The organism is Pseudomonas sp. WS 5503 (assembly GCF_012985385.1).
GTDB lineage: Bacteria > Pseudomonadota > Gammaproteobacteria > Pseudomonadales > Pseudomonadaceae > Aquipseudomonas > Aquipseudomonas paracarnis.
On record NZ_JAAQWI010000008.1, the window covers coordinates 125,047 to 145,691 of the forward strand.

17 protein-coding genes are annotated in these 20,645 nt (G+C 58.2%); 10 read left to right on the forward strand and 7 right to left on the reverse strand.

What is annotated here, in order from left to right; all coding sequences use genetic code 11:
* Positions 1-890 precede the first annotated feature (890 nt).
* The 5 genes from HBO10_RS20455 (at position 891) to HBO10_RS20475 (ending at position 6,324) form a co-directional block, all read left to right on the forward strand.
* Positions 891-1,757: a hypothetical protein gene (locus HBO10_RS20455; RefSeq protein ID WP_026067337.1), complete on the forward strand. Its 867-nt coding sequence runs from the start codon at positions 891-893 to the stop codon at positions 1,755-1,757.
* A 773-nt stretch (positions 1,758-2,530) separates the two neighbouring features.
* Complete coding sequence (locus tag HBO10_RS20460; RefSeq protein WP_034126968.1) at positions 2,531-3,049, forward strand: cysteine hydrolase family protein; 519 nt, start codon at positions 2,531-2,533, stop codon at positions 3,047-3,049.
* A gap of 339 nt (positions 3,050-3,388) precedes the next feature.
* Positions 3,389-3,643 carry a DUF6124 family protein gene (locus HBO10_RS20465; protein WP_034126967.1) on the forward strand — a complete coding sequence of 85 codons (255 nt, stop codon included), beginning with the start codon at positions 3,389-3,391 and terminating at the stop codon, positions 3,641-3,643.
* A gap of 105 nt (positions 3,644-3,748) precedes the next feature.
* Complete coding sequence (locus tag HBO10_RS20470) at positions 3,749-4,774, forward strand: hypothetical protein (RefSeq protein ID WP_034126966.1); 1,026 nt, start codon at positions 3,749-3,751, stop codon at positions 4,772-4,774.
* A gap of 116 nt (positions 4,775-4,890) precedes the next feature.
* Complete coding sequence (locus HBO10_RS20475; RefSeq protein WP_034126965.1) at positions 4,891-6,324, forward strand: glycosyltransferase family 39 protein; 1,434 nt, start codon at positions 4,891-4,893, stop codon at positions 6,322-6,324.
* Positions 6,325-6,339: 15 nt separating this feature from the next.
* On the opposite strand, the gene HBO10_RS20480 is transcribed toward HBO10_RS20475, so the two are convergent.
* Complete coding sequence (locus HBO10_RS20480) at positions 6,340-6,828, reverse strand: TIGR00645 family protein (RefSeq protein ID WP_014719996.1); 489 nt, start codon at positions 6,826-6,828, stop codon at positions 6,340-6,342.
* A gap of 162 nt (positions 6,829-6,990) precedes the next feature.
* Here HBO10_RS20480 and HBO10_RS20485 point away from each other — a divergent pair, with 162 nt between their 5' ends.
* A complete protein-coding gene (locus HBO10_RS20485; RefSeq protein ID WP_080757743.1) occupies positions 6,991-8,814 on the forward strand; it encodes a hypothetical protein in 1,824 nt (607 codons plus the stop codon).
* Positions 8,815-8,873: 59 nt separating this feature from the next.
* Here HBO10_RS20485 and HBO10_RS20490 read toward each other — a convergent pair whose 3' ends face one another.
* Together HBO10_RS20490 and HBO10_RS20495 are read right to left on the reverse strand one after the other, a co-directional pair.
* Positions 8,874-9,191: a hypothetical protein gene (locus HBO10_RS20490; protein ID WP_003194269.1), complete on the reverse strand. Its 318-nt coding sequence runs from the start codon at positions 9,189-9,191 to the stop codon at positions 8,874-8,876.
* A 314-nt stretch (positions 9,192-9,505) separates the two neighbouring features.
* Positions 9,506-11,944: an ATP-binding protein gene (locus HBO10_RS20495; RefSeq protein WP_034126964.1), complete on the reverse strand. Its 2,439-nt coding sequence runs from the start codon at positions 11,942-11,944 to the stop codon at positions 9,506-9,508.
* A gap of 263 nt (positions 11,945-12,207) precedes the next feature.
* Here HBO10_RS20495 and HBO10_RS20500 point away from each other — a divergent pair, with 263 nt between their 5' ends.
* From HBO10_RS20500 to HBO10_RS20520, 4 genes are all read left to right on the forward strand, one after another.
* Entirely contained in the window at positions 12,208-12,696 is a 489-nt protein-coding gene (locus HBO10_RS20500; RefSeq protein WP_003194274.1) for a DUF3015 domain-containing protein, read from the forward strand.
* A 92-nt stretch (positions 12,697-12,788) separates the two neighbouring features.
* A complete protein-coding gene (locus tag HBO10_RS20505) occupies positions 12,789-14,642 on the forward strand; it encodes a DUF4105 domain-containing protein (RefSeq protein ID WP_034126963.1) in 1,854 nt (617 codons plus the stop codon).
* 217 nt (positions 14,643-14,859) lie between these two features.
* A complete protein-coding gene (locus tag HBO10_RS20510; RefSeq protein WP_019818009.1) occupies positions 14,860-15,216 on the forward strand; it encodes a hypothetical protein in 357 nt (118 codons plus the stop codon).
* Positions 15,217-15,388: 172 nt separating this feature from the next.
* The gene (locus tag HBO10_RS20520) at positions 15,389-15,886 is read left to right on the forward strand and encodes a GreA/GreB family elongation factor (protein ID WP_034126962.1); all 498 of its coding nucleotides are present in this window, start codon (positions 15,389-15,391) and stop codon (positions 15,884-15,886) included.
* Here the strand turns inward: HBO10_RS20520 and gdhA are convergent.
* From gdhA to HBO10_RS20540, 4 genes are all read right to left on the reverse strand, one after another.
* A complete protein-coding gene (gene gdhA, locus HBO10_RS20525) occupies positions 15,883-17,220 on the reverse strand; it encodes an NADP-specific glutamate dehydrogenase (RefSeq protein WP_034126961.1) in 1,338 nt (445 codons plus the stop codon). The genes HBO10_RS20520 and gdhA overlap by 4 nt on opposite strands.
* Before the next feature lie 351 nt (positions 17,221-17,571).
* Complete coding sequence (gene aepX / locus HBO10_RS20530; RefSeq protein WP_034126960.1) at positions 17,572-18,462, reverse strand: phosphoenolpyruvate mutase; 891 nt, start codon at positions 18,460-18,462, stop codon at positions 17,572-17,574.
* Positions 18,463-18,510: 48 nt separating this feature from the next.
* Entirely contained in the window at positions 18,511-19,356 is an 846-nt protein-coding gene (locus HBO10_RS20535; RefSeq protein WP_034126959.1) for a hypothetical protein, read from the reverse strand.
* A gap of 24 nt (positions 19,357-19,380) precedes the next feature.
* Positions 19,381-20,610 carry a pyridoxal phosphate-dependent aminotransferase gene (locus HBO10_RS20540; protein ID WP_034126958.1) on the reverse strand — a complete coding sequence of 410 codons (1,230 nt, stop codon included), beginning with the start codon at positions 20,608-20,610 and terminating at the stop codon, positions 19,381-19,383.
* Between the last annotated feature and the right edge of the window lie 35 nt (positions 20,611-20,645).

Here is a 20,645-nt window from a genome sequence, read left to right on the forward strand (position 1 = left end):
CCCATCCTCTCCCCGTTCGCATCTCGCCATACACTGACAACAGCCAACACCGAAGACCAATTAACTCAACAATAAGCAATCACACAAATTAACGCCCCCTCCATGGACACACCAGTAACAATTACTAGCCCTATAGTCATTAATGATACACATAAAAGCATATTACCAATACCGAGGACTTACCGAGATTTCTCGCGACTAAAACGCCAAGTGAAATCATTCCACAAACATCAAAATCAAGAAGGCAGGCACTCCGATAAAAAACCATCATGACTGAGTAGACCAGACATGTTTGGCGCCATCACCGACATACCCACCAAAGCCTTTGATAAAAAATTCTAGCTAATAACCCCCCCTGACTTTTCCTACAATCCACTCCTGCACCTCACTTTCCAGTCAATCTACACATCGCTCGCCCAGCGGCATCGGACTGCCCAAAGATAAATTCATAAACTCTTAATTGAACCAAGCCGATCGACTCGATGACTTTTTAGGACGAATAAACTTCATGAATGAGACTCTTTCTATTCGTTCAGAGGGTCGACTGCGCGGTAAAAGTTAACCGCCATCATCGTAACCCTCTACAAAGTAATACAGCTAGACCCGGACTCCTTGAGCTCAATTTCAGGAATTATCGAACGTCTGGGCGGACGATCTGACCGTGAGCGCCAAGAGGAGAGCGCGCCCTTCCATGCTTCACCCCCCCCTTCAGGATGGAGGTACCAAACGACGTATTTTTTTGTAGAAAATCTAGCTGAACCCCAGTAAATGATGGCCACTCAAGAATTTCATCTACTAGAGACATTCTAGAAAACAACCTAAAAAATTAGAAGACCCTTCTTTAACAATCAAATAAATGTTATATAGAACCTCTACAGTTAGGAGGCGATATGGCGATACACTTCAATGACCGGCTAGCACGTATACTTGATGATACGAGTCACAATCGCAGACATGACATTTGGCTATGGCTTCAGCTAACAACTAATAACGTTCAATTATCCGGAGACGTTAATCAGCCGGGAATGCGATCCACGATGACACACGTCATATCCAGCACCCCTGGCCTTTCCGAAATAATCAAAAACAAAGAAACCGAACAGCTTCTTCCAGAAAAATGTCTTGAATGGATGAATGAAGGAAAGCGGCAAGCTGAATGGTTAAGCTCAAAGCTCAGAGAGCGCATGCCTTTTAGTGACTCCATAGCGCCATTAACATCAGGATTAACTGGAAAGGATTTACTGATCGCAAGCATTGACTCATGGACTATCAACATCAAACAGAAAGGTTCATTTTTAAATGAGTTAGAAACCAGCTGGAACGAACACAAAAAAGGAGACAAGCAGTTTAAATGGTTCGAAGATGATGAGCAAAAATGCTTACTAGCAGGGAAGCTGATTAATAAACACATCCCATTGGACGGGCTTATTTCGATAAAGCTATCAGTATACCAACCTATTGAAAACCACGAAAACCTGTTGACTTTTTTCGACCACGCCAACCTTGATCACAACCAAAAAAGTTTGTTCATAGAAAGAGTTAAAATAAGCTGGCGCCAGCAAAAATATCGAAAAAAACTGACTGGAAAAGGGCAGTACAACTTCATCCTCTCCGATAAAGCGATAGCACGCCTTGACAAACTCTCCGACACTTACGAACTCAGCCGTGCAAAAATTTTAGACATTTTATTAAAAATGGAAGCTGAACAAAACAGATATATACCTGAGCGAATGAAACTGCTAAAAGACGAGTCGTAACTCCTCGTACAGTCACGATTGAAACATCGCTGTACATATGACTTCCAGCCCTGGAACTCAGAGTGCTAATTTCATGACTTTTCTAACATTTAAACTTAGCCGTTATCTCGCAGAAGGTGGACTGACAGTCGCGAGACTGTCTACACCATGATCGACAACCTGCTTTTGAAATCGCACCAGGCCAGCTCGTAAAGCTCGCTCCAGAGTGAAGTCATTCGACATAGCAAAGCTTTGACCTGTCGTACATCGCACCGAAGATCTTGACGCAGGGCATAGATAGCCAAAACCTATGCCGACGAAAGCCAGATACGTAGCCATGACTGTAGTACGGTAAATACCTCGGCTTAGTTCAATGACCGCCCTGCGCTCAGACCCAGCATCCGAGACGGTCGCAGGTTCGAATCCCAAGAGAAGTAACGCTTAGGAAAACGGTATTCCAAATGGTATTCCACAACAAAAATCAAACCGTAAATATCATTAAAAATCAAAATGTTATTATTTAAGTTCAGATTACCCCGGCGCACCACACTAATGAAGAAAGACGTCCATGGACGTCTTTTTTTTGTACCTGGCGTTCCATCAACCACAATGCTAGTGTCGCCCCATGACTACCTATTGCCTCACCTCGACAACCACCACCACGACCGCATCAAGCGGAGCGTGCGAGGTGTCGTGAGCCAATAACAAACGAACACTTCAAAGGCCCGCCAGCGATGGACAGGGCCTTTTTTTATGCCCTTGTGTCGCTGGTTCACACGCAAGGAGATGCACCCATGTACGCCCTGTTGATACTCGATATCCAAGTCGGGCTTGTTCACGGCCCGGAAAAGCCCTGGCGCTGCGAAGAGCTGTTGGAAACGCTCAACACCCTGATGGACAAGGCCCGCAGCGCAGGCGCGCCGATTTTTCTCGCTCGCCACATCGGCCCCGCTGGCTCGCCAATCGAGCTGGGCAGCCCGCTTACGCTGATTGCAGAGGAGCTGAAGTTGCTGGGTGGGGAAGTGGTGTTCGAAAAGCGTCGGCCTAACGCTTTTGCAATGACTGACCTGGCGGACAATCTGCGCTCCAGCGGCGCCACCAGCGTGGTAATCACCGGGATGAAAACGCAATACTGCGTCGACAGCACCTGCCGTGCCGCACGTGATCTTGGCTTCGATGCGGTGCTTATCGCCGACGGTCATACCTGTTCTGATACGCCCTTGATGAAAGCCGACGCCATCGTGGCTCATCACAATGCCACGCTCAACGGGCCGTTCTGCCAGTTGGTTCAGGCTGTGGACTGGAGCTTTTAACAGAGCCTGACGACGGGGACGCCAACAGGGCCGAGCTTCGGAATTTTCCTGCAAGTTGCCGCGCTGTTGGTGAACTGGCGCAACCCCCTTCACAACGCTAACTTCTTTGCGTCGCTGATGATCAGCGACCGGCTTTGACAGGCCGAAAAGTGTAACCTTTCACACCCCGTGATAAGGCGGCATGCTTACGCATTCCGCTCCGTTCATGGCGGCTGTGCGTGGGGCATCTTCGGGTGCGCCGGGTTCCTACACTTCCGGTCTGTCAACCCGCGTACAGCTGCCACCTATTCTGTTTGACAGCAGGGGAGGCAGCTCCTTGAACAGTGTAGGAGCTTCATCATGAAAAAGATCACCCCCAATCCCCCAACCACCCTCTTCACCCTCGCCGAAAACATCCACCCCGAAACCCTGCTAATCCAAGCCAGTGAAACCCTCGCCTCCCTCAACGCGATGACCACCGACCTGGCTTTCGAACTTGAAGGCGCGCACCGCCACAAGTTGCTGGCCGCCCAACAATTGATCGTTCTGGGTGAGCTACTGGTAGAACGAGTGCTGAACACCCAACCATTCACCAGCCAGACGCCACTGCCCTAAAACACGCAAACGGGCGAGCTGCCTCACCGCATCTCGCCCGCTGGCATCCCCTCACACTTCCCATTACCCTGACGGCCTTTATCAGACAACCGGAAGTCAGATACCGTGCTCAAGCCCTTCGCCGTCATCGCTCTCGCCTTCATCCCTTCATTCGCCACCGCTGCTGAGCTGGCCGGGGTTTGGCAAGGTACTTTGGGCAAGTCCGCTATCACCGTGTGTTTCAACGGCGCTGACGGGGAGCATGGCAGCTATTACTACCAGCGCATCCGTACCCCTATCCAATTGACTCAGGCCAACGACGCCGCCCCATGGGTAGAGGAAGGAAACACCGGTTTCTGGGCCCTGCAAAAACCTCAGGGCGATACCCTTTCTGGTGCCTGGAGCAAAACCGATGGCGGTGCGCCGCTGCCACTGGCCCTGCGCCGCATTGGTACGGACGGCTGCGGCAGCGATGCTTATAACGCGCCCATGGAAGCCGCGCCGCTGCCGATCAAGACCGAGAAGAAGACTTTCCACAACCACACCTACCAGCTCAAGATCCAAGGCCCCCGCGTCACGCTCAAGCTGGAGGGCGATGGCCCGGCGGTGCAGAAGATCAACCAGCAACTCGCCGCCCTGGCCGTCAATGACGAAGACCTAACCGACTATTTTTATGAACGGCGTGAATACCTGGGTCGAAACGGCTCGGTCTATACCAGTGAGATCGAGGTTGAGCCTGCCTATTGGTCATCGCAATTTCTCACCGTGCGGTTCTACCGTTGGGCCGCAGGCCAAGGCGCCATGGGCATCAGTTGGGGCCTGCACTCCTGGAACCTGCAAACCGGCGAGAGTGTGGACCCATGGACCTGGCTCGGCGGCCATCAGCAATGGCATGACGCCTACTCCGGCCATTTGAAGCTGCCGGCCGCCTTCAGCACTTGGCTGGCCAAGCAAACCACCACCGACGAGGGCTGCCCCGCGATTACCGATTACTCCAACTTTCACCTCAGCTTCAACACCCAGGGCCTGCAACTCTCGACACCGGCCAATGGTGACGGTTGCGACAACGACTTGGCTTTCACCTGGGAGCAGTTGGAGCCGGTGCTGACCGAACAAGGCAAAGCGGCGGTGCCCAGCTTGAAACTGCCTTGACGCGCCCGAGAAAAACCCTACGGCCGTTCACCAAAGGTTAAGAATCGCGCTCGTATACTCCCTGACTACCCATGACCGGTCGTCCGATCGGTCTCATGCCTCGGTAGCCAGATTCCATGACGCGCCCTGCTCCCCTGCTGCTCTTGCTTGCTGCTCTGTTGTTCTTCTTCGCCCTCGGCAACCACGAGCTGCAAGGCTCTACCGAAGCGCGGGTGTCCGGGATCGCCATGGCGATGCACCTGGACAATGATTGGGTGGTGCCTCGCCTGTTTCGTGAACCCTTCCTGGAAAAACCGCCCCTGAGCCTGTGGCTGGACGCTGGTGCGATTCGCCTGTTTGGCGCCAGCACCGGGGCGGTGCGCCTGGCGTCGGCGTTTGCCGGGTTGTTCAGTGTGATGCTGTTGTACGGGATGCTGCGGCGGTTCGGGCGGCCGCAGACGCTGGCATTCAGCGCTGCGCTGATCCTGGCGACCATGGCCAGTTATTGGGGCAATGTGCGGGGTGTGGGTGAGGATTCGTTGCTCAGCCTCGGTGTCACCGCCGCCCTGCTGGGGTTTTACCAGGCGGTACGGCCCGAGCGTGAAGGTTCGAGTATCTGGGCTTGGGCGTTGTTTACCGCCGGGATGGTCATCGCCACGTTGAGCAAGGGCGTGTTGGGCCTGGCGATGCCGGGCATTGTGATTTTTGTGTACCTGCTCAGCACCAGCCTGATGGATAAGCGCCTGCGGCTGAGCGATTGGCTCAAGCCGGCGCTGTTCACCTTGTTGGCCTTGGTGCCGTTGCTGATCTGGCTGGGGTTTCTGTTTCAGCGCGGCGGGATGCAGGCGGTGGGTGAGGTGTTATGGACCAATAGCGTCGGGCGCTTCAGTGGTTCGTTCGTAGAGGCCGGGCATTACGAGCCGTTTTACTATTACCTCGCGAAACTACCCGAGGCCTTCCTGCCCTGGAATATTCTGGTGTACCTGGGCCTGTGGCACTTCCGCAAAAGCCTGGTACGCAACCGCTACCGCCTGTTTTTCAGTGTGTGGCTGGTGGCGCAGTTCACCCTGCTGACCCTGGCTTCCAGTAAACGCACCGTGTATTTGATGGCGCTGACGCCAGCCGCGGCTGTACTGGCTGCCGAATATGCGCGGGTGCTGCTGGAGTGGGCCAAAGACCATAAGCCGGGGCTGTACCGCTATCACCGGCAGATCATCGGCGGGGTTTTCAGCCTGGCCATCGCCTGCTACCTGAGCGCGGCGTTCTGGTTTGCACCCAAAGCCGATGTGCGCCATTCATTCGTACCGGTGATCAGCCAGATCCAGCCCCTGCAAGACGAAGGCAGGACGGTAGCGATGTACCAACCCAACGAGCGCATCGACGGCGCCAGCGTGTTCTACCTGCAGGCCTACTTGCCGATCCTGAACACCGAAGCCGAACTGCGTGCCTTCCTCAGCGCCAAGCCCGGCAACGTGGCGTTGACGGACCACACCGACCGGCTGAAAGCGCCGGTTACGGTGATCAAGCAGATGGCAGTCAACCGCCAGCCTTACTACTTCGTGGAGCAGTAAGGCCAGCGCGTGGCCTTAATGCTTGGTGAGCTTGTCCAGATAGCCCATGGCAAACGCCGAGACCACGAACGTCATGTGGATGATCACGTACCACATCAGGTGCTGTGGATCGACGTTCTTGGCGTCCATGAAGATGCGCAGCAGGTGGATGGAGGAAATCGCCACGATGGAGGCCGCCACTTTCATCTTCAGCGACGAAGAGTCCATGGTGCCCAGCCAGTTGAGCTTTTCCTTGTTTTCGTCGATATCCAGCTGCGAGACGAAGTTCTCGTAGCCGGAAATCATCACCATCACCAGCAAGCCGCCGACCAGGGCCATGTCGATCAACGACAGCAACAGCAGGATCACTTCGGCTTCCAACATGGTGAAGATGTTGGGAATCACGTGAATGATTTCCTGGAAGAATTTCAACGCCAGGACCAGCAGGCCCAAGGACAGCCCCAGGTAGATCGGCGCCAGCAGCCAACGCGAGGCGTACATTGTATTTTCGATAAAGCGTTCCATTGAATCTCACACAGCTTGGCTAAAAATGGCGCCGAGTATACCAGCCGCCACCCGGCCCCTGTCACCGCGAGAAAACTGACCCAAGTGGCATCTGTAAGAGAATTTTTCTGCTAGTGTCGAGGCCATTCACTCGGCTCGATGATGTCGGACAGGAAAACTCAGATGATGGATGTGCGATCCCCTTTGGCCACTCTCGGCCTGTGCGCGGCGTTGCTGATGGCCAGCGGCTGCTCCCCCAAAGAAGAGCAGAAGCAGGCGACCCTCGAAGAGAAAACCACAAAGTTCGAACAGTCCCTGGACAGCATCCAGGACCCCAAGCTGCGCGATGCCATTGCGGACCTGGGCGGCTCGCTGCTGTTGCTGGAGCGTGCGCGCGTCAAGCTCGCCAGCAAGCCCATCGAAGCCGAGTACGGCGAAGATAGCCTGGCCCTGCTCAAGCATTACCCTACGCCCCAAGCGCTGGTGGACACCTACATCAATGGCCTGTTCGTCCTGCGCAAAACCTCGCACTCCGACTACCTGACGGATTTGCAGCCGGTCTTCCCGTTCAACTTCAACGCCCCGGACCAGTTCCCCTTCCCCCATGGCCTGGAATGGCAGTCGGTCACCCTGAGCAACAATAAAGTCATTCCCTTCCAGCCGGAATGGTCAGAAACCGACCCCGGCATCCAACTGAGCCCCAGCAGCTCCAACTTGACCAACCCCGACGACCTGACGGTGACCTACCCGTTTATTGAAGGGATCGAGACGGAAAACAAGAGCCAGCCACAACCCATCAGCCTCAAGGGCGCGGTGGAGGTGATCACCCCGGGCAAGGTGCTGACGTTCGACCTGACCAAACAAGACGTGGGCCATAAACGCACCGATGGCAACATCACCCTCAACCTGCTGACGCTGGAAAAGAACTACGCCGAGATCGAACTGACCAACAGCCAGCCCCTGGCCGCCGAAGTCGGCGACGCGTCACCCAACCCGCTGCTGGTGCAGGCACGGGACAGCACCGGGCAGTTTCTGACCCGCTCAGGCTCGATCAACGAGAGTGCCGCGCAAGTGGCGTTCTATGAAAAACAACTGGCCGAGATGCAAAAACAGACCGCGTGGTCCGATGCCTTCGATAAACAGCTCACCGACGCGCAAAAAGCCTTCGAGCGCCAGCAGACCAGCCATTACGCCAAGGTGTATTTCAACGGGCTGATCGATAACCTGCAGGTGAATGTGCTGGATTTCTCCAAGGCCACGCTCACCCGTAAAGACCTGGACCTGCCGGTGATGCGCTTTGACAGGAACAGCCTGCAAAACACCGTGCAGCCCCTGCCAATGCCGGTCACGGTGTATGACGACGGCGCCGCCAGTTGGCTCAAAGATGCCTCGATGACGGAGGACCAACTGAAAAACAGCGTCACCATCAGCCAATCGACCGAAGACGCCAGCGCCGCAAAAATCGTGTTCGACCACCCGTTCACCTTCAATGACGACCTGGTCGGTGCCGAGCGCAACAACAGTGACGCGCCTATCACCTTCTTCACCGCCGACGACAAGGGCGAGCGCGGCGAGCCTATCGAGCTGCCGACCGAGGCTTTCGAGCTGAACGCCGTCAGCGGCACGCTCACCTACGACCTCAACCTGTTCCCGGAAACACCGGCGTTTGTGGTGGGCTCGGTCCCGTTGTTTTTGGCCACCATCGAGAAGGCCACGATTGACGCCGCCAAGCTGCCCAAGGGCCTGTCGCTCAAGGACAACGCGCTGATCGTCGACCAGAAGGACTTCCCCGCCGACAGCTGGCGCTTCTACGCCAAGGATGCCAGCGGCAATTACCTCAAGGAGATTCTCGGTGTCAGCCACCGCGCCGAGGAATACGGCACGGCGATGTTTGACGTGCATTACTTCTACGGCCAGCCGACCACGCTGGAAAGTTACCAGCGCACCGACCTCAGCACCGTGCAATACGGCTTTGAGGTGAAGCTGGACAAGCCTGAGAGCAAATAGCCCTGGGTGGACGCGGAGCGTCCGGGGCGGCGTTACCACGCAGAGCGTGGGAACGATCCTCAGAGGGCCAGCCGCTCCTGGCCGCCATTGAGTTGGCGCAGATGGGCCTGCAGGTGCAGGCACCATATCTGCGGCTCGTCCATTTGCTCGTAGCCGTGCAAGGTCAGGCTATCAACGATGGTGCCCAGCATGCGTTCTGCCACGAAGGGCCCATGGAACGGGCCCTGGGATTTGACAGTGGAAGGCTGCTCGCCCGACATGCCGGCGGCAAACAATAGCGTCCACATCCCGTTATCCCCGGCGAGAGGGCGAATGGAGCATTCGATACGGGTGACCAGGCCCAGGCACTGGCGGGTAAGGCAAAGGTTGCGCGACATGGCGGCGCCCCTCGGTAGATCGGTGTTCAGCCCCAGCGCAAGGCGAGGCTGTTTCTATCCTGCGACTCCTGTGGATATCCCTGACTCTGAGAATAGAATAAAAACGCGACAAACCAAGGTTGTAGGGACCAACGGGCGTTGGTCCCTGAGGGTAGAGTCAATTTTGTGGCACGCTAAACATTCCCAAAAACACCACGGACCACTGTGGGAGCTGGCTTGCCTGCGATGACAGACTCACAGCCAACCCCCCAGTTGACTGATACACCGCTATCGCAGGCAAGCCAGCTCCCACCTTGACCGAGTGATGACAGCAATCAGGTTGGCTTGGCTTCTGCCAACGCCTGCTGCGCCAGCTCCTTCTCCGCCTCCTTCAAATCCTCATCACTGATCATCTCGGCAATCGCCCGCAAGCGCTCCACCACCCGCGCATTCACGGTGCCTTCCGGAAACTGCCCCTCGGCGTCCGGCTCACCGGCATCCTCGCCCACCAGCAGGCTCAAGGCCTCATCCGCTTGGCGCACTGCATAGATGTGGAATTGCCCGGCACGCACGGCCTGCAACACCTTCTCGTCGAGCATCAGCGTGGCCACGTTGGCCTGAGGGATGATCGCACCCTGCTCACCGGTCAGCCCGCGGGCTTCGCAAAGACGGAAGAAGCCTTCGATCTTCTCGTTGACCCCGCCCACCGCCTGCACTTCACCAAACTGGTTGATCGAGCCGGTGATCGCAAAACATTGCTTGAGCGGCGTCTTCGACAAGGCCGAGATCAAGGTGCATGCCTCGCCCAAGGACGCACTGTCGCCGTCCACATACCCGTAGGACTGCTCCAGGGCAATACTGGCGGAGATGGCCAACGGGAATTCCTGGGCATAACGGCTGCCTAGGTAACCGGTGAGGATCATCACGCCCTTGGAGTGAATCGGCTGGCCGAGGTTAACTTCGCGTTCGATGTCGACAATACCGCTGCCGCCCGGGTATACCGTGGCAGAAATCCGCGCCGGCACGCCGAATGCCGAGTCGCCGACCTCCAGCACCGTCAAGCCGTTGCACTTGCCCACAGCGGCACCGGCGGTATCGATCAGGATGACGCCGGCGAGCATGTCGTCGAGAATCCGCGCCGACACGCGGCCGGTGCGCGTGGCCTTGGCCTTGAGGGCGCGCTCGATATGCCCGGCATCGGTCATTTCGTCGCCGGCCAGGTGGCGAATAAAGTCCGCCTCGCTCACCAGCTGGAACAAATCACCAATACGCGCCGACAAACGCCCCTGATGTTCGGCCAGGCGTGCGCTGTAGGTCGCCAGGCGCGCCACCGCGTCCGAAGTCAGCGGCGCCATGCCTTCTTCCGAAGTACGGGTTTTGAGCAACTGGGCGAACTGCTCCAGGCTCTCGTCGACCATGGGGATGTCTTCGTCGAAGTCCACCAGTACGCGGAACATCTCCTGGAAGTCCGGGTCGGCGTCCTGCAAGGCGTAATACAACTGGCGCGAGCCGATGATGATCACCTTGACCTGCAAGGGAATCATCTGCGGGTTGAGGGTCACGGTGGCCAGGCGGCCGAGTTCGCCCAAAGGCGATTCCATCTTCAGCTTGCGCGATTGCAGGGAACGCTTGAGCGCATCCCACACAAACGGCTCGCTGAGCATTTTTTCGGCTTCCAGGATCAAAAAACCGCCGTTGGCGCGGTGCAACGCGCCGGGACGCAACTGGCGATAGGTGGTGTAGAGCGCGCCCTGGTCGGTGCTGTATTCGATACGGCCGAACAGGTTGTCGTAGGTCGGGTGCGGTTCAAACACCACCGGCGCGCCACCGTTGACCGAGTGGCCTACCACCAGGCTCGGGCAGTATTGCTCTTCGAGCAGCTTGCGCGCCTGGGCGTCGGTCTTGGCGTCGTCCACCAACTGCTCGACCACGGTTTTGAGCAGGTACACCTGCATGGCCTGCAGGTAGCCACAGACGCCGGCATTTTCTGCGTATTTTTCCGACAAGGGCGCCAGCAAAGGCTGCAGGGCCAGGGTGATGGTTTCTTCGTTGAACTGGCGCAGCTGGTTGTTGGACTCACGCTTCCACTGCGGCAGGCTGGCCAGCTCTTCGTTGAGGCGTTCTTCCAGCTCGGAGATATCGGTGTGGAAGCGCTCGCGATCGGCTTCCGGCAGTTGCGAAAACTCGGCTTCGTCCAGCGCCTTGCCGTCGAGCATCGGCGTAAAGGCGATATTGGAGCTGTCGCGGTACAGCGCCACGTCTTTTTCCAGGGCCAGGCGCTCGATCACGTCCAGCGCTTTGTCGTAGCGCTGGTTGAACGCCCGGTCGATGGCGCTTTTACGCTGTTGATAAGTCGGGTGCTCGAACACCGCCGGGAAGGTGGCGACCAGGTTATCGACCAGGCCGTTGATATCGGCAATAAACGCCGCGGCGGCGCCACCTGGCAATTCCAGGGCGCGGGGCTCGCGGGGCTCATCGAAATTATTCACATAAACCCAGTCCGCCGGGGTTTGCAGGCGCTTGCCTTCGGCTTTGAGGTAGCGTTTGACGAACGAAAAGCGGCCGGTGCCCGGCTCGCCCATGACAAACACGTTGTAACCGGGGCGTGGCATGGCCACGCCGAACTGCAAGGCTTCAACCGCACGTTCCTGGCCAAGCACACCGCGAAAGGGCTCCAAATCATTGGTGGTCGAGAAGCTGAACTGTTCAGCGGAGAAAGGGCGAGTCAGCGCTTCGGGCGCTAGACGCAAGCTGGCAGCAACAGGATCAGGCATCGGGCTTCCTTACATCAGGCGGGGCAGATGGGGCATTCTGGCTCCCGGTTGAGCGCTCTGGCAAGGCGCGCTTTCGGGAAAGCATAGCCATCGCATGCGTCCTGCAAAAAAATCGCCCGCCACTGAATGTTTATAAAAAAACACGGAACCCTGGGAACGTGCCTAAACTCCAAACTGCGCGGGTTGGACTAATAACTGGCCCCTAGGGTGCGTTGAGCACCTGAACCCTTGTCCATTGGTTTGCACACAAAGAGAACAAAGCTATGAAACGGATCCTTCTTGGTACTCTCTTCACCGTCGTCTCCCTCAATGCAATGGCAGAAGCACCAGGTGGCCCGAACTGCGGTTGGGGCAACATGTTGTTCGAAGGCCAGCGCGGTACTCCGGCCCACTTCCTCGCCTCCACCACCAACGGTACTTCGGGTAACGCCACCTTCGGCATGACCTCGGGCACCAACGGTTGCAGCACCAACAGCGCCCTGACCTACGGCGGCAAGTCCTGGATTGCCATGAATGGCATGATGAACGAGCTGTCCGAAGACATGGCCAAAGGCAACGGCGAAGCGCTGACCACCTACGCGGTGGTACTGGGTGTTGCGCCGGAAGATCGCGATCACTTCGCGGCCGTGACCCACGAGCACTTCCAGCAGATCTTCAGCAAGGCTGACGTGACCGCTGACGACGTGCACAACAACACCATTGCTGTACTGAAAAGCGATGCCCGTCTGGCGAAATACGCAACCCAGGCTTAAGCTCGACCTGCCCGCGCCTTTCGAGGCGCGGGTTTTATTTTTTCGACCCGCCCACCTTGGGTCTTTTTTTCCGTCCGACTTAAGTAGCCCCCATGCTCAAACGCCTCGCTTGCCTGGCTCTCTTCGCCTGCGCCCCGCTGCATGCGGCACCGCATCTCGACGATCAACGTTTGCAGCAACTGGCCAATGATCCGTTCTGGCTGTCGCTGGGGCACTACGAAGCCGGCAAAGTCAGTGGCTGGCGCAGCTATGTCAGCGACAAGAAATTCTTCCTCGCTCCCGATGGCGCACACCATCCGGATGCGGAACTCAAGGCCACCGTTGATGCGCTGTATGCACCGGCCAGCCTGGGTGAAAAGCACGCCCAATGCGTCTACCCCGCACGCACCCGCTGGCTCAAGGCCCAGTTGCAACTGAACGACCTGCCCGCCCTGGAATGCAAAGAGTTCACCCAGTGGTTCAAGGATGTCGCGCCCCATAGCGCGGTGATGATCTTCCCCGCGGCCTACCTCAACAGCCCGTCGTCGATGTTCGGCCACACCCTGCTGCGCATCGACCAAGCTGACGTGCAAAGCAACAACACCGCCCTGCTCAGCTATGCGATCAACTTCGGCGCCTATATCGAAGGCTCCGACAACAGCATCCTCTATGCCTGGAAGGGCTTGATGGGCGGTTATCCGGGCCTGTTCGCCCTGGTGCCCTATCAGGAGAAACTCTCGGAATACCGTAGCCTCGAAAACCGCGATTTGTGGGAATACCGCCTGAACCTCACCGAGGTCGAGACCAAGCGTATGGTCGAGCACGTGTGGGAGCTCAAGCAGATCCAGTTCGATTACTTCTTCTTCGACGAAAACTGCTCCTACCGCCTGCTCGAACTGCTGCAAGTGGCCCGCCCTGGCCTGCGTTTGACTGAGCAATTCCCACTCACCGCGATCCCTACCGATACCGTCAAAGCGGTAAAAGATGCAGGGCTGGTGGAAAAGATTGACTATCGCCCCTCCCGTGAACGTGAACTGCTGGAACGCGCCAAGCCACTCGATAGCGATGAGCAACAGTGGGTGCTGAAAATCAGCGACGACCAAAAGCAACTGCAGGAACCGGCATTCAAAGCACTGCCCCGCGAGCGCCAGGCACTGATCGTGGATGCCGCTTACCGCCTGGGCCGCTACCGCGCCAATGGCCTGGAGCGCGATGCGACACGCTCCCAGCGCAGCTTCGAACTGCTGCGCGCGATCAACCAGAACCCGGCTCCAGACCTGAAGATCACCCCGCCTGGCCTGCCGGAAAATGGCCATGAGTCGCGCACCTGGCAAGCCGGCATCGGCACCCGCGGCGACAAAGCCTTCGGCGAATACGGCCTGCGCATGGCCTACCACGACCTCAACGACAACGCCGAAGGCTTCCCCCTGGGCGCGCAGATCGAAATCCTGCAAATGAAATTGCGCCAGTACGAAGGCAATCACTGGCAGCTCCAGCAACTGGACCTGGCCACCATCCGCTCGCTGACGCCGCGCAATGCGCTGCTGCAACCCTGGTCGTGGCAAGTCACCGGCGGCCTGGAACGCGTACCGGGCAAACACGACGACGAAACCCTGGTCGCCCACGTCAACGGCGGCGCGGGCGGCACCTGGCAACTCTCCGACGACATGCTCGGCTTCGCCCTCGGCACCGTGCGCGTGGAGCACAACAACGACTTCAGCGAAGCCATCTCCCCGGCCGCTGGCTTCAACACCGGCGTGCTGTGGAAAAACCCGTTGGGCAACCTGAGCCTGGAAGCCAAGGGTGATTTCTTCACCAACGGCGAAGTGCGGCGCAGCATCAGCCTCAACCAGCAGTGGGAACTGTCGCGCAACCTGGGCCTGCGCCTGAGTGCCCAGCGTGAGTTCAGCCACCTGTCCACGCCAGTCAATGAAGTGATGCTTGAGCTGAAGTGGTACCACTACTGACTCAAGCGCTCGCTCTCTGTAGGAGCGAGCTTGCTCGCGAAAAACTCACAAACGCCGCGGTTATTCAGGAAACACGCGTTATCGTTGACGTTTTTCGCGAGCAAGCTCGCTCCTACAGTTAAGTCCGGCACATCCCTCTGACACCCCTTTCACATACAGCTGACAAATCCCCTTCTAGACTCTCCTTATCAGCCGTTAACCGGCCAGGGAGTACGCCATGTGGCGGTATGCGGTCATGCTGTGCGCGGTGGTGGGGTTGTCGGGTTGCCAGTCAACTCATCAGGAATTGCTGGCCAAAGGTTACCCACCCGCCTTCGCCGATGGCTTCGACGACGGTTGCAGCAGCGGTCGCCAGGCCGCTGGGGTGATTACCGGGGCGTTTCGCAAGAATGTGCCGCGCTACCTCAAAGACCGGCCATACGCCGAAGGCTGGGAAGATGGGTTTCGCCAGTGCAAGGCCATGCGCGAGAGCCAGGAACTGCGCGATTACGAGGAAAACCGCAGGGACGACCGCGAGCGCGATTGGCAGCAGGAAAAAGATCGTGACGCCGCCAAAGCCTATCGCTCACGCTGATCGTTCCCACGCTCCGCGTGGGAATGCCGCCCTGGACGCTCCGCGTCCGCTCGCGAGGTCGTGACGCGGAGCGTCACAGGATGCATTCCCACGCGGAGCGTGGGAACGATCAGCGCCGGTGGGAACGATCAGGCAGCGAACGTGGCCCAACCTTCATAGGAAGGAGAACGCCATGAGCCGAGCTTTTGTAAATGAAGATAACGCGGCGGCCCAGGCTGATCAGCCGGTGGAGCGTCAGGTCAGCGCGCAACCTAACCGCCTGACCGCGCAAGGGTTGGCGCAGTTGCAGGCCAGGGTGGCACAGTTGCAAGGGGAGCACAGCGACGAAGCCGCCAAGGGCGAACAGGCTGATAAACAGCGTCAGGCTGACCTTGAGCGGGACCTGCGTTACTTCAACCAGCGGGTGCAGAGCGCCCAGGTAGTCGCGCCGGCCACGTCCACCGACAAGGTGCAGATCGGCAGTTGGGTCACGTTCGCCAACGAGCAGGACGAACAGCAGCGCATCCAGTTGGTCGGTGAAGACCAGGCCGATGCCAACGCAGGCTTGATCAACTGGGGCTCGCCCCTGGGCCGTGCCTTGTTGGGCGCCCAGGTGGGCGACGAGGTGCTGTGGCAGCGCCCCGTCGGCGATCAGTTGATCGAAGTGCTGCGCATCGAAGCCGAGGCCTAGACGATACCCTGGGCCAGCATCGCGTCAGCCACTTTCACGAAGCCCGCGATGTTCGCGCCCTTGACGTAGTTGATACGGCCGTTTTCTTCACCGTAATGCACGCAGGCATGGTGGATCGACTGCATGATGTTGTGCAGCTTGCTGTCCACTTCCCCGGCGGTCCACAGCAGGCGCATGGCGTTTTGCGACATTTCCAGGCCGCTCACCGCAACGCCCCCCGCGTTGGACGCCTTGCCCGGCGCAAACAGGATGCCCGCGTCGATGAAGATATCCACAGCCTCCAACGTGGTCGGCATGTTCGCGCCTTCGGCCACGCAGAGGCAGCCGTTGCGCAGCAAGGTGCGCGCAGCGTCGGCATCGAGTTCGTTCTGGGTGGCGCAAGGCAGCGCGATATCGCAGGCCAGTTCCCACGGCGCCTGGCCTTTGCGGAACTCCAGGCCGAAACGTGTGGCCAGTTCACTGATACGCCCACGCTGTACGTTTTTCAGCTCCAGCAGCGCCGACCATTGTTCTTCGGTCAAGCCGCTTTCGGCGTACAGGGTGCCTTCGGAGTCCGACAGGGAAATCACCTTGCCGCCCAGGTCCATGACCTTGCGCGCCGCGTATTGCGCCACGTTACCGGAGCCGGACACGGCTACACGCTTGCCTTCAACCCGCTGACCTTGGCGTTTGAGCATTTCCTCGGCGAAATACACACAGCCGAAACCGGTGGCTTCCGGGCGGATCAGGCTACCGCCATAGGTCATGCCCTTGCCGGTCAGCACTGAGGTGAATTGATTGCTCAGGCGTTTGTACTGGCCGAACAGGAAGCCGATTTCCCGTGCACCCACACCGATATCACCGGCCGGTACGTCCACGTCCGCACCGATATGGCGGTACAGCTCGCTCATGAATGCCTGGCAGAAGCGCATCACTTCGGCGTCGCTCTTGCCCTTGGGGTCGAAGTCCGAGCCGCCTTTGCCGCCGCCCATGGGCAGCGATGTCAGCGAGTTCTTGAAAGTCTGTTCGAAGGCGAGGAATTTCAGCACACCCAGGTTGACCGAAGGGTGGAAGCGCAAGCCACCTTTATAGGGCCCAATGGCGCTGTTCATCTGGATACGGAAACCGCGATTGACCTGGACCTTGCCATGGTCATCCACCCACGACACCCGGAACGTGATCGCGCGTTCCGGCTCGCAGATGCGCTCCAGGATGCCCGAGGTCAGATAGTGCGGGTTGGCTTCAAGAAAGGGCCACAGGCTGCGCAGAACCTCTTCTACAGCCTGGTGGAATTCCGGTTGGTCCGGGTCGCGTTTCTTGAGGCGGGCAAGGAAGGAATCGACGGATTCGGTCATGAAAAGTCTCGGCAAATTGATTGTTGTTAAACAGAGAATGAGCCGGACTTTATCAATTCGTTTCGCACCGTGACAGGGCAAAATGTCGCTTTTGTGAAATTAAATGGTGCAATAAGTATAAATAACCTACGTTTTCTGCCCTTAAATGGGGATTTCACTCTGAATTTCGCACCAACAGGTAGGCCGCCATCGCAGGCAAGCCAGCTCCCACATTTGATCGAGTACACCGGTCATGTGGGAGCTGGCTTGCCTGCGATGGCGGCGGTGCAGTGACAGATGCAGCGACTGACCCAACGCTTTCGCGAGCAAGCCCGCTCCACACAGCATTTGCCCACAGACCCGCGCATGTCTCTAACGCGTGCCCGGCACCAGGTCGAGTATCTCGTCGATGCCCAGGCAACGTGGCTCCAGCTCCAGCGTCCTGCCATTGGCGAGGATTCCGACGGCGGTATCGCGCATGGCCAGGTAGGCACTGCGCAACATGTGATTGGCATAAATCACCGCGTTGAAACCTGCTCGCTCCAGCACCTCGAACTTCAGGTGAACATAGCTGGTCGGCACGCAAATCAGCGGTACTCTGGGCCGCTGCAGGCGAAACTGCCGGGCGAATTCCAGGATTTCCAGGCCATCCTGCTTGCGGCTGTGGATCATGATGCCATCCGCCCCCGCCTCGACATACGCCAGGCACCGCGCCATCGCCTCTTCCATGCCGCGATCCAGGATCAAGCTTTCACACCGGGCAATCATCATCAGCCCTGAGCCGGTGCGACTCGTGCACCCGGCCTGGAGCTTGGCGCAAAAGGCCTCAATGGACTCCTGCGCCTGGTCGACCTCGATACCCAAGAGTGAATTCTTCTTCAGGCCGCATTTGTCTTCGATCACCACCGCCGAGACGCCCGCGCGCTCCAGCATCTTGATATGAATCGCGAAATGTTCGGCCTTGCCGCCGGTATCGGCATCGAATATCAGCGGCAGCGAGCACACATCGAATATTTCGCGAATCCCCGGCAACCGGTTACTGGGCGAAAGGATTTCGATGTCGGGTAACCCGCGCTGGGTCGAGTCGGTCAGCGAACTCGACCAGATGGCGTCGTACCCCACCGTATGCCCGGGGCTGATCTCCAGCCTGGCGCGTTGCGCGAGCAACGCCGATATCGGGCTATGGGCTTCGAGTACACGCAGGCAACGGTTGCTATCCAATAGCGCCGACAGAGGGCGTCGGCGCGCTTCGGTATCCATCATAGGGTTCAGGCTCCTTATCAGCGGCACAACAAGGGTTATCGAACAGCCTCAATCCCAGGCGGGCTGTTCGCACTTGAGCACCGACGCCATCTTTTGCAGATGTTCGCAGGCCCTGGCCACGTACTCCTTGGAGAGCCGTGCGATACGCGCGTAATCCACGGCCTGCCCGGTGGCGCTGGCATACAGCCGCAACGCCTCAGCGGCATGCTTGAAGTGGCGTGCTTCCACGCTGCCGCAATGCACACTGAGAAAACTCGCGACGCGGCTGGCCTCACCGGCGCTATAGCCCCGTACATCGCGTAACCACTGTTTCCATAGCGGGGTCATCAGGTTGTATTCGCCAGTATTGAACAACTCCGTCATGGCCATCATTTCCAGCGCTTCGATGAGCAGCGGCGCCAGCGGGCGCTTTTCCCCCACCCAACCGGAGAACTCCTTGGTAATCGGGTTGAGGAATTTGTCTTGCAGGCGCCATTCATCGGAGCCGCAGATGGCCGAAGCCATGCGGTAATACAGCTTGGAATGGTGCGGATGCCCATGCATTTCACCCAGCCCGATGTCCTCGACAATGATCTCCCCACAATGGGCCGCCGCCTCGAGCATTTTCAACCGGGCGTCATCCGTCAACGATGCCGACTCCTGGAGGATGCGCACGATGATGCTCGAGACGGCATGGGCGGCGCCGTCCGGGCTACGCCAGCCACAGAAGAACGTACACAGTGACGACTCGCTCCAATTACTGGAGGTCATGTCGACATAGGTCTCGCAGTACGTGTCCAGCGCGTTGGTTTGACTGTTGAAACCGCTGAGCAGGGCCTGGGCCAGATGTCCGTCCTCGACATCCACCAGCGCCTGGTTCACGTATCCGATAAATTGGCGGCTCAGATTTTCCACGGCTCATATCCTTTTAAGGTGGGGTTAATGCGCAACGATTTCTGACATGAAACGAGCGAAGCGTGTGAGGCCCTCAATCAGCGCTTCACGCTCAACGGCGTAGGAGATACGGATGCTGTTGCCGTCACCACAGCCAGAGCCTGGCACTACCGCAATATGGGCCTCGGTCAATAACAGATCGGCCAAGTGGTCGACGTCACGAATAACGGTGCCCAGGTAGCGGCCCCCCAACTTGCGGGACACATCGATAAACAGATAAAACGCCCCTTCGGGCGGGGCGCACCGAATGCCGTCGACATACCCCAGGCAGGTGCAGGCCGCGAGCAATTGCTGGTCGAGGAAGGCATTGACCTTGCGAGTAAAGTGCGGCGCGTCCGCCATCAGGCTGCCGAGCGCGGCATATTGGGACAGGCTGCTGGGGTTGGACGTCGTATGCCCTTGCAGGTTGTGCATGGCGGCGATGACTGGGGCCGGCGCGCACGCATACCCTACCCGCCAGCCGGTGACCGCGTGGCTCTTGGAAAACGAATCGACCAGTACCGTCTGATGTTTGAGCGGCGCAAACAGCGACACGATGTTGTGATGTTCATGGGGCGCGCGCACCAGTTTGCGGTAACACTCGTCGAACACTACCCAAAGCCTGTGTGCGAAGGCGAGCCGGGCAATACCCAACAGTTCTTCGCGCTGATAAACCGTGCCTGTCGGATTGTTCGGGGTGTTGATCACAATCATCCGGGTACGCGGGGTCAGGGCCTTCTGGACCGCTGCGCAGGTGAGGCGATAGTCATCCGCAGCCGTGTCGACATAGACGGGAACGCCACCGGCCAGTTGGATCTGGGTGGGGAAGGTTTCCCAGTACGGCACCGCGACGATGACTTCATCCCCCGGATTGAGCAGCACCATTGCAGCGTTATACAGCGCCTGCTTGGCACCCGCGGTCACCGCTATTTCATCGGCGGCGTAATTCACCCCGCAGCGCTGAGTGACCTGCTGCGCCAGCGCGTGGCGTAGCTGGGGCAGGCCGATGGGCGGCGTATAGCGGTTGCGGGCAGTGGCGAGCGCATCGGCCGCGGCGGCTTTCATGATCGGGCAGGCATCGAAGGACAATTCGCCCGCGGCAAAGTTGACCACGTTGACGCCGGCTTCTTTCAAGGCATTGGCTTTACTGCGCATGCTGGATGTGCCGGGTGCGCTAAGACGTTGCGCACGCTGGGACAACGGCAATGACACGGCAGACGGTTCACTGTTATTCATTGTTATACCTGCCAGAACACGTTGGAACGTTCGTT

Coding starts and splice junctions, on each gene's coding strand:
- HBO10_RS20520 (WP_034126962.1), top strand. CDS start 15,389: ATGAGCCGAGCTTTTGTAAATGAAGATAACGCGGCGGCCCAGGCTGAT.
- HBO10_RS20510 (WP_019818009.1), top strand. CDS start 14,860: ATGTGGCGGTATGCGGTCATGCTGTGCGCGGTGGTGGGGTTGTCGGGT.
- HBO10_RS20485 (WP_080757743.1), top strand. CDS start 6,991: ATGATGGATGTGCGATCCCCTTTGGCCACTCTCGGCCTGTGCGCGGCG.
- HBO10_RS20505 (WP_034126963.1), top strand. CDS start 12,789: ATGCTCAAACGCCTCGCTTGCCTGGCTCTCTTCGCCTGCGCCCCGCTG.
- gdhA (WP_034126961.1), bottom strand. CDS start 17,220: ATGACCGAATCCGTCGATTCCTTCCTTGCCCGCCTCAAGAAACGCGAC.
- aepX (WP_034126960.1), bottom strand. CDS start 18,462: ATGATGGATACCGAAGCGCGCCGACGCCCTCTGTCGGCGCTATTGGAT.
- HBO10_RS20480 (WP_014719996.1), bottom strand. CDS start 6,828: ATGGAACGCTTTATCGAAAATACAATGTACGCCTCGCGTTGGCTGCTG.
- HBO10_RS20495 (WP_034126964.1), bottom strand. CDS start 11,944: ATGCCTGATCCTGTTGCTGCCAGCTTGCGTCTAGCGCCCGAAGCGCTG.
- HBO10_RS20455 (WP_026067337.1), top strand. CDS start 891: ATGGCGATACACTTCAATGACCGGCTAGCACGTATACTTGATGATACG.
- HBO10_RS20475 (WP_034126965.1), top strand. CDS start 4,891: ATGACGCGCCCTGCTCCCCTGCTGCTCTTGCTTGCTGCTCTGTTGTTC.
- HBO10_RS20500 (WP_003194274.1), top strand. CDS start 12,208: ATGAAACGGATCCTTCTTGGTACTCTCTTCACCGTCGTCTCCCTCAAT.
- HBO10_RS20540 (WP_034126958.1), bottom strand. CDS start 20,610: ATGAATAACAGTGAACCGTCTGCCGTGTCATTGCCGTTGTCCCAGCGT.
- HBO10_RS20490 (WP_003194269.1), bottom strand. CDS start 9,191: ATGTCGCGCAACCTTTGCCTTACCCGCCAGTGCCTGGGCCTGGTCACC.
- HBO10_RS20460 (WP_034126968.1), top strand. CDS start 2,531: ATGTACGCCCTGTTGATACTCGATATCCAAGTCGGGCTTGTTCACGGC.
- HBO10_RS20465 (WP_034126967.1), top strand. CDS start 3,389: ATGAAAAAGATCACCCCCAATCCCCCAACCACCCTCTTCACCCTCGCC.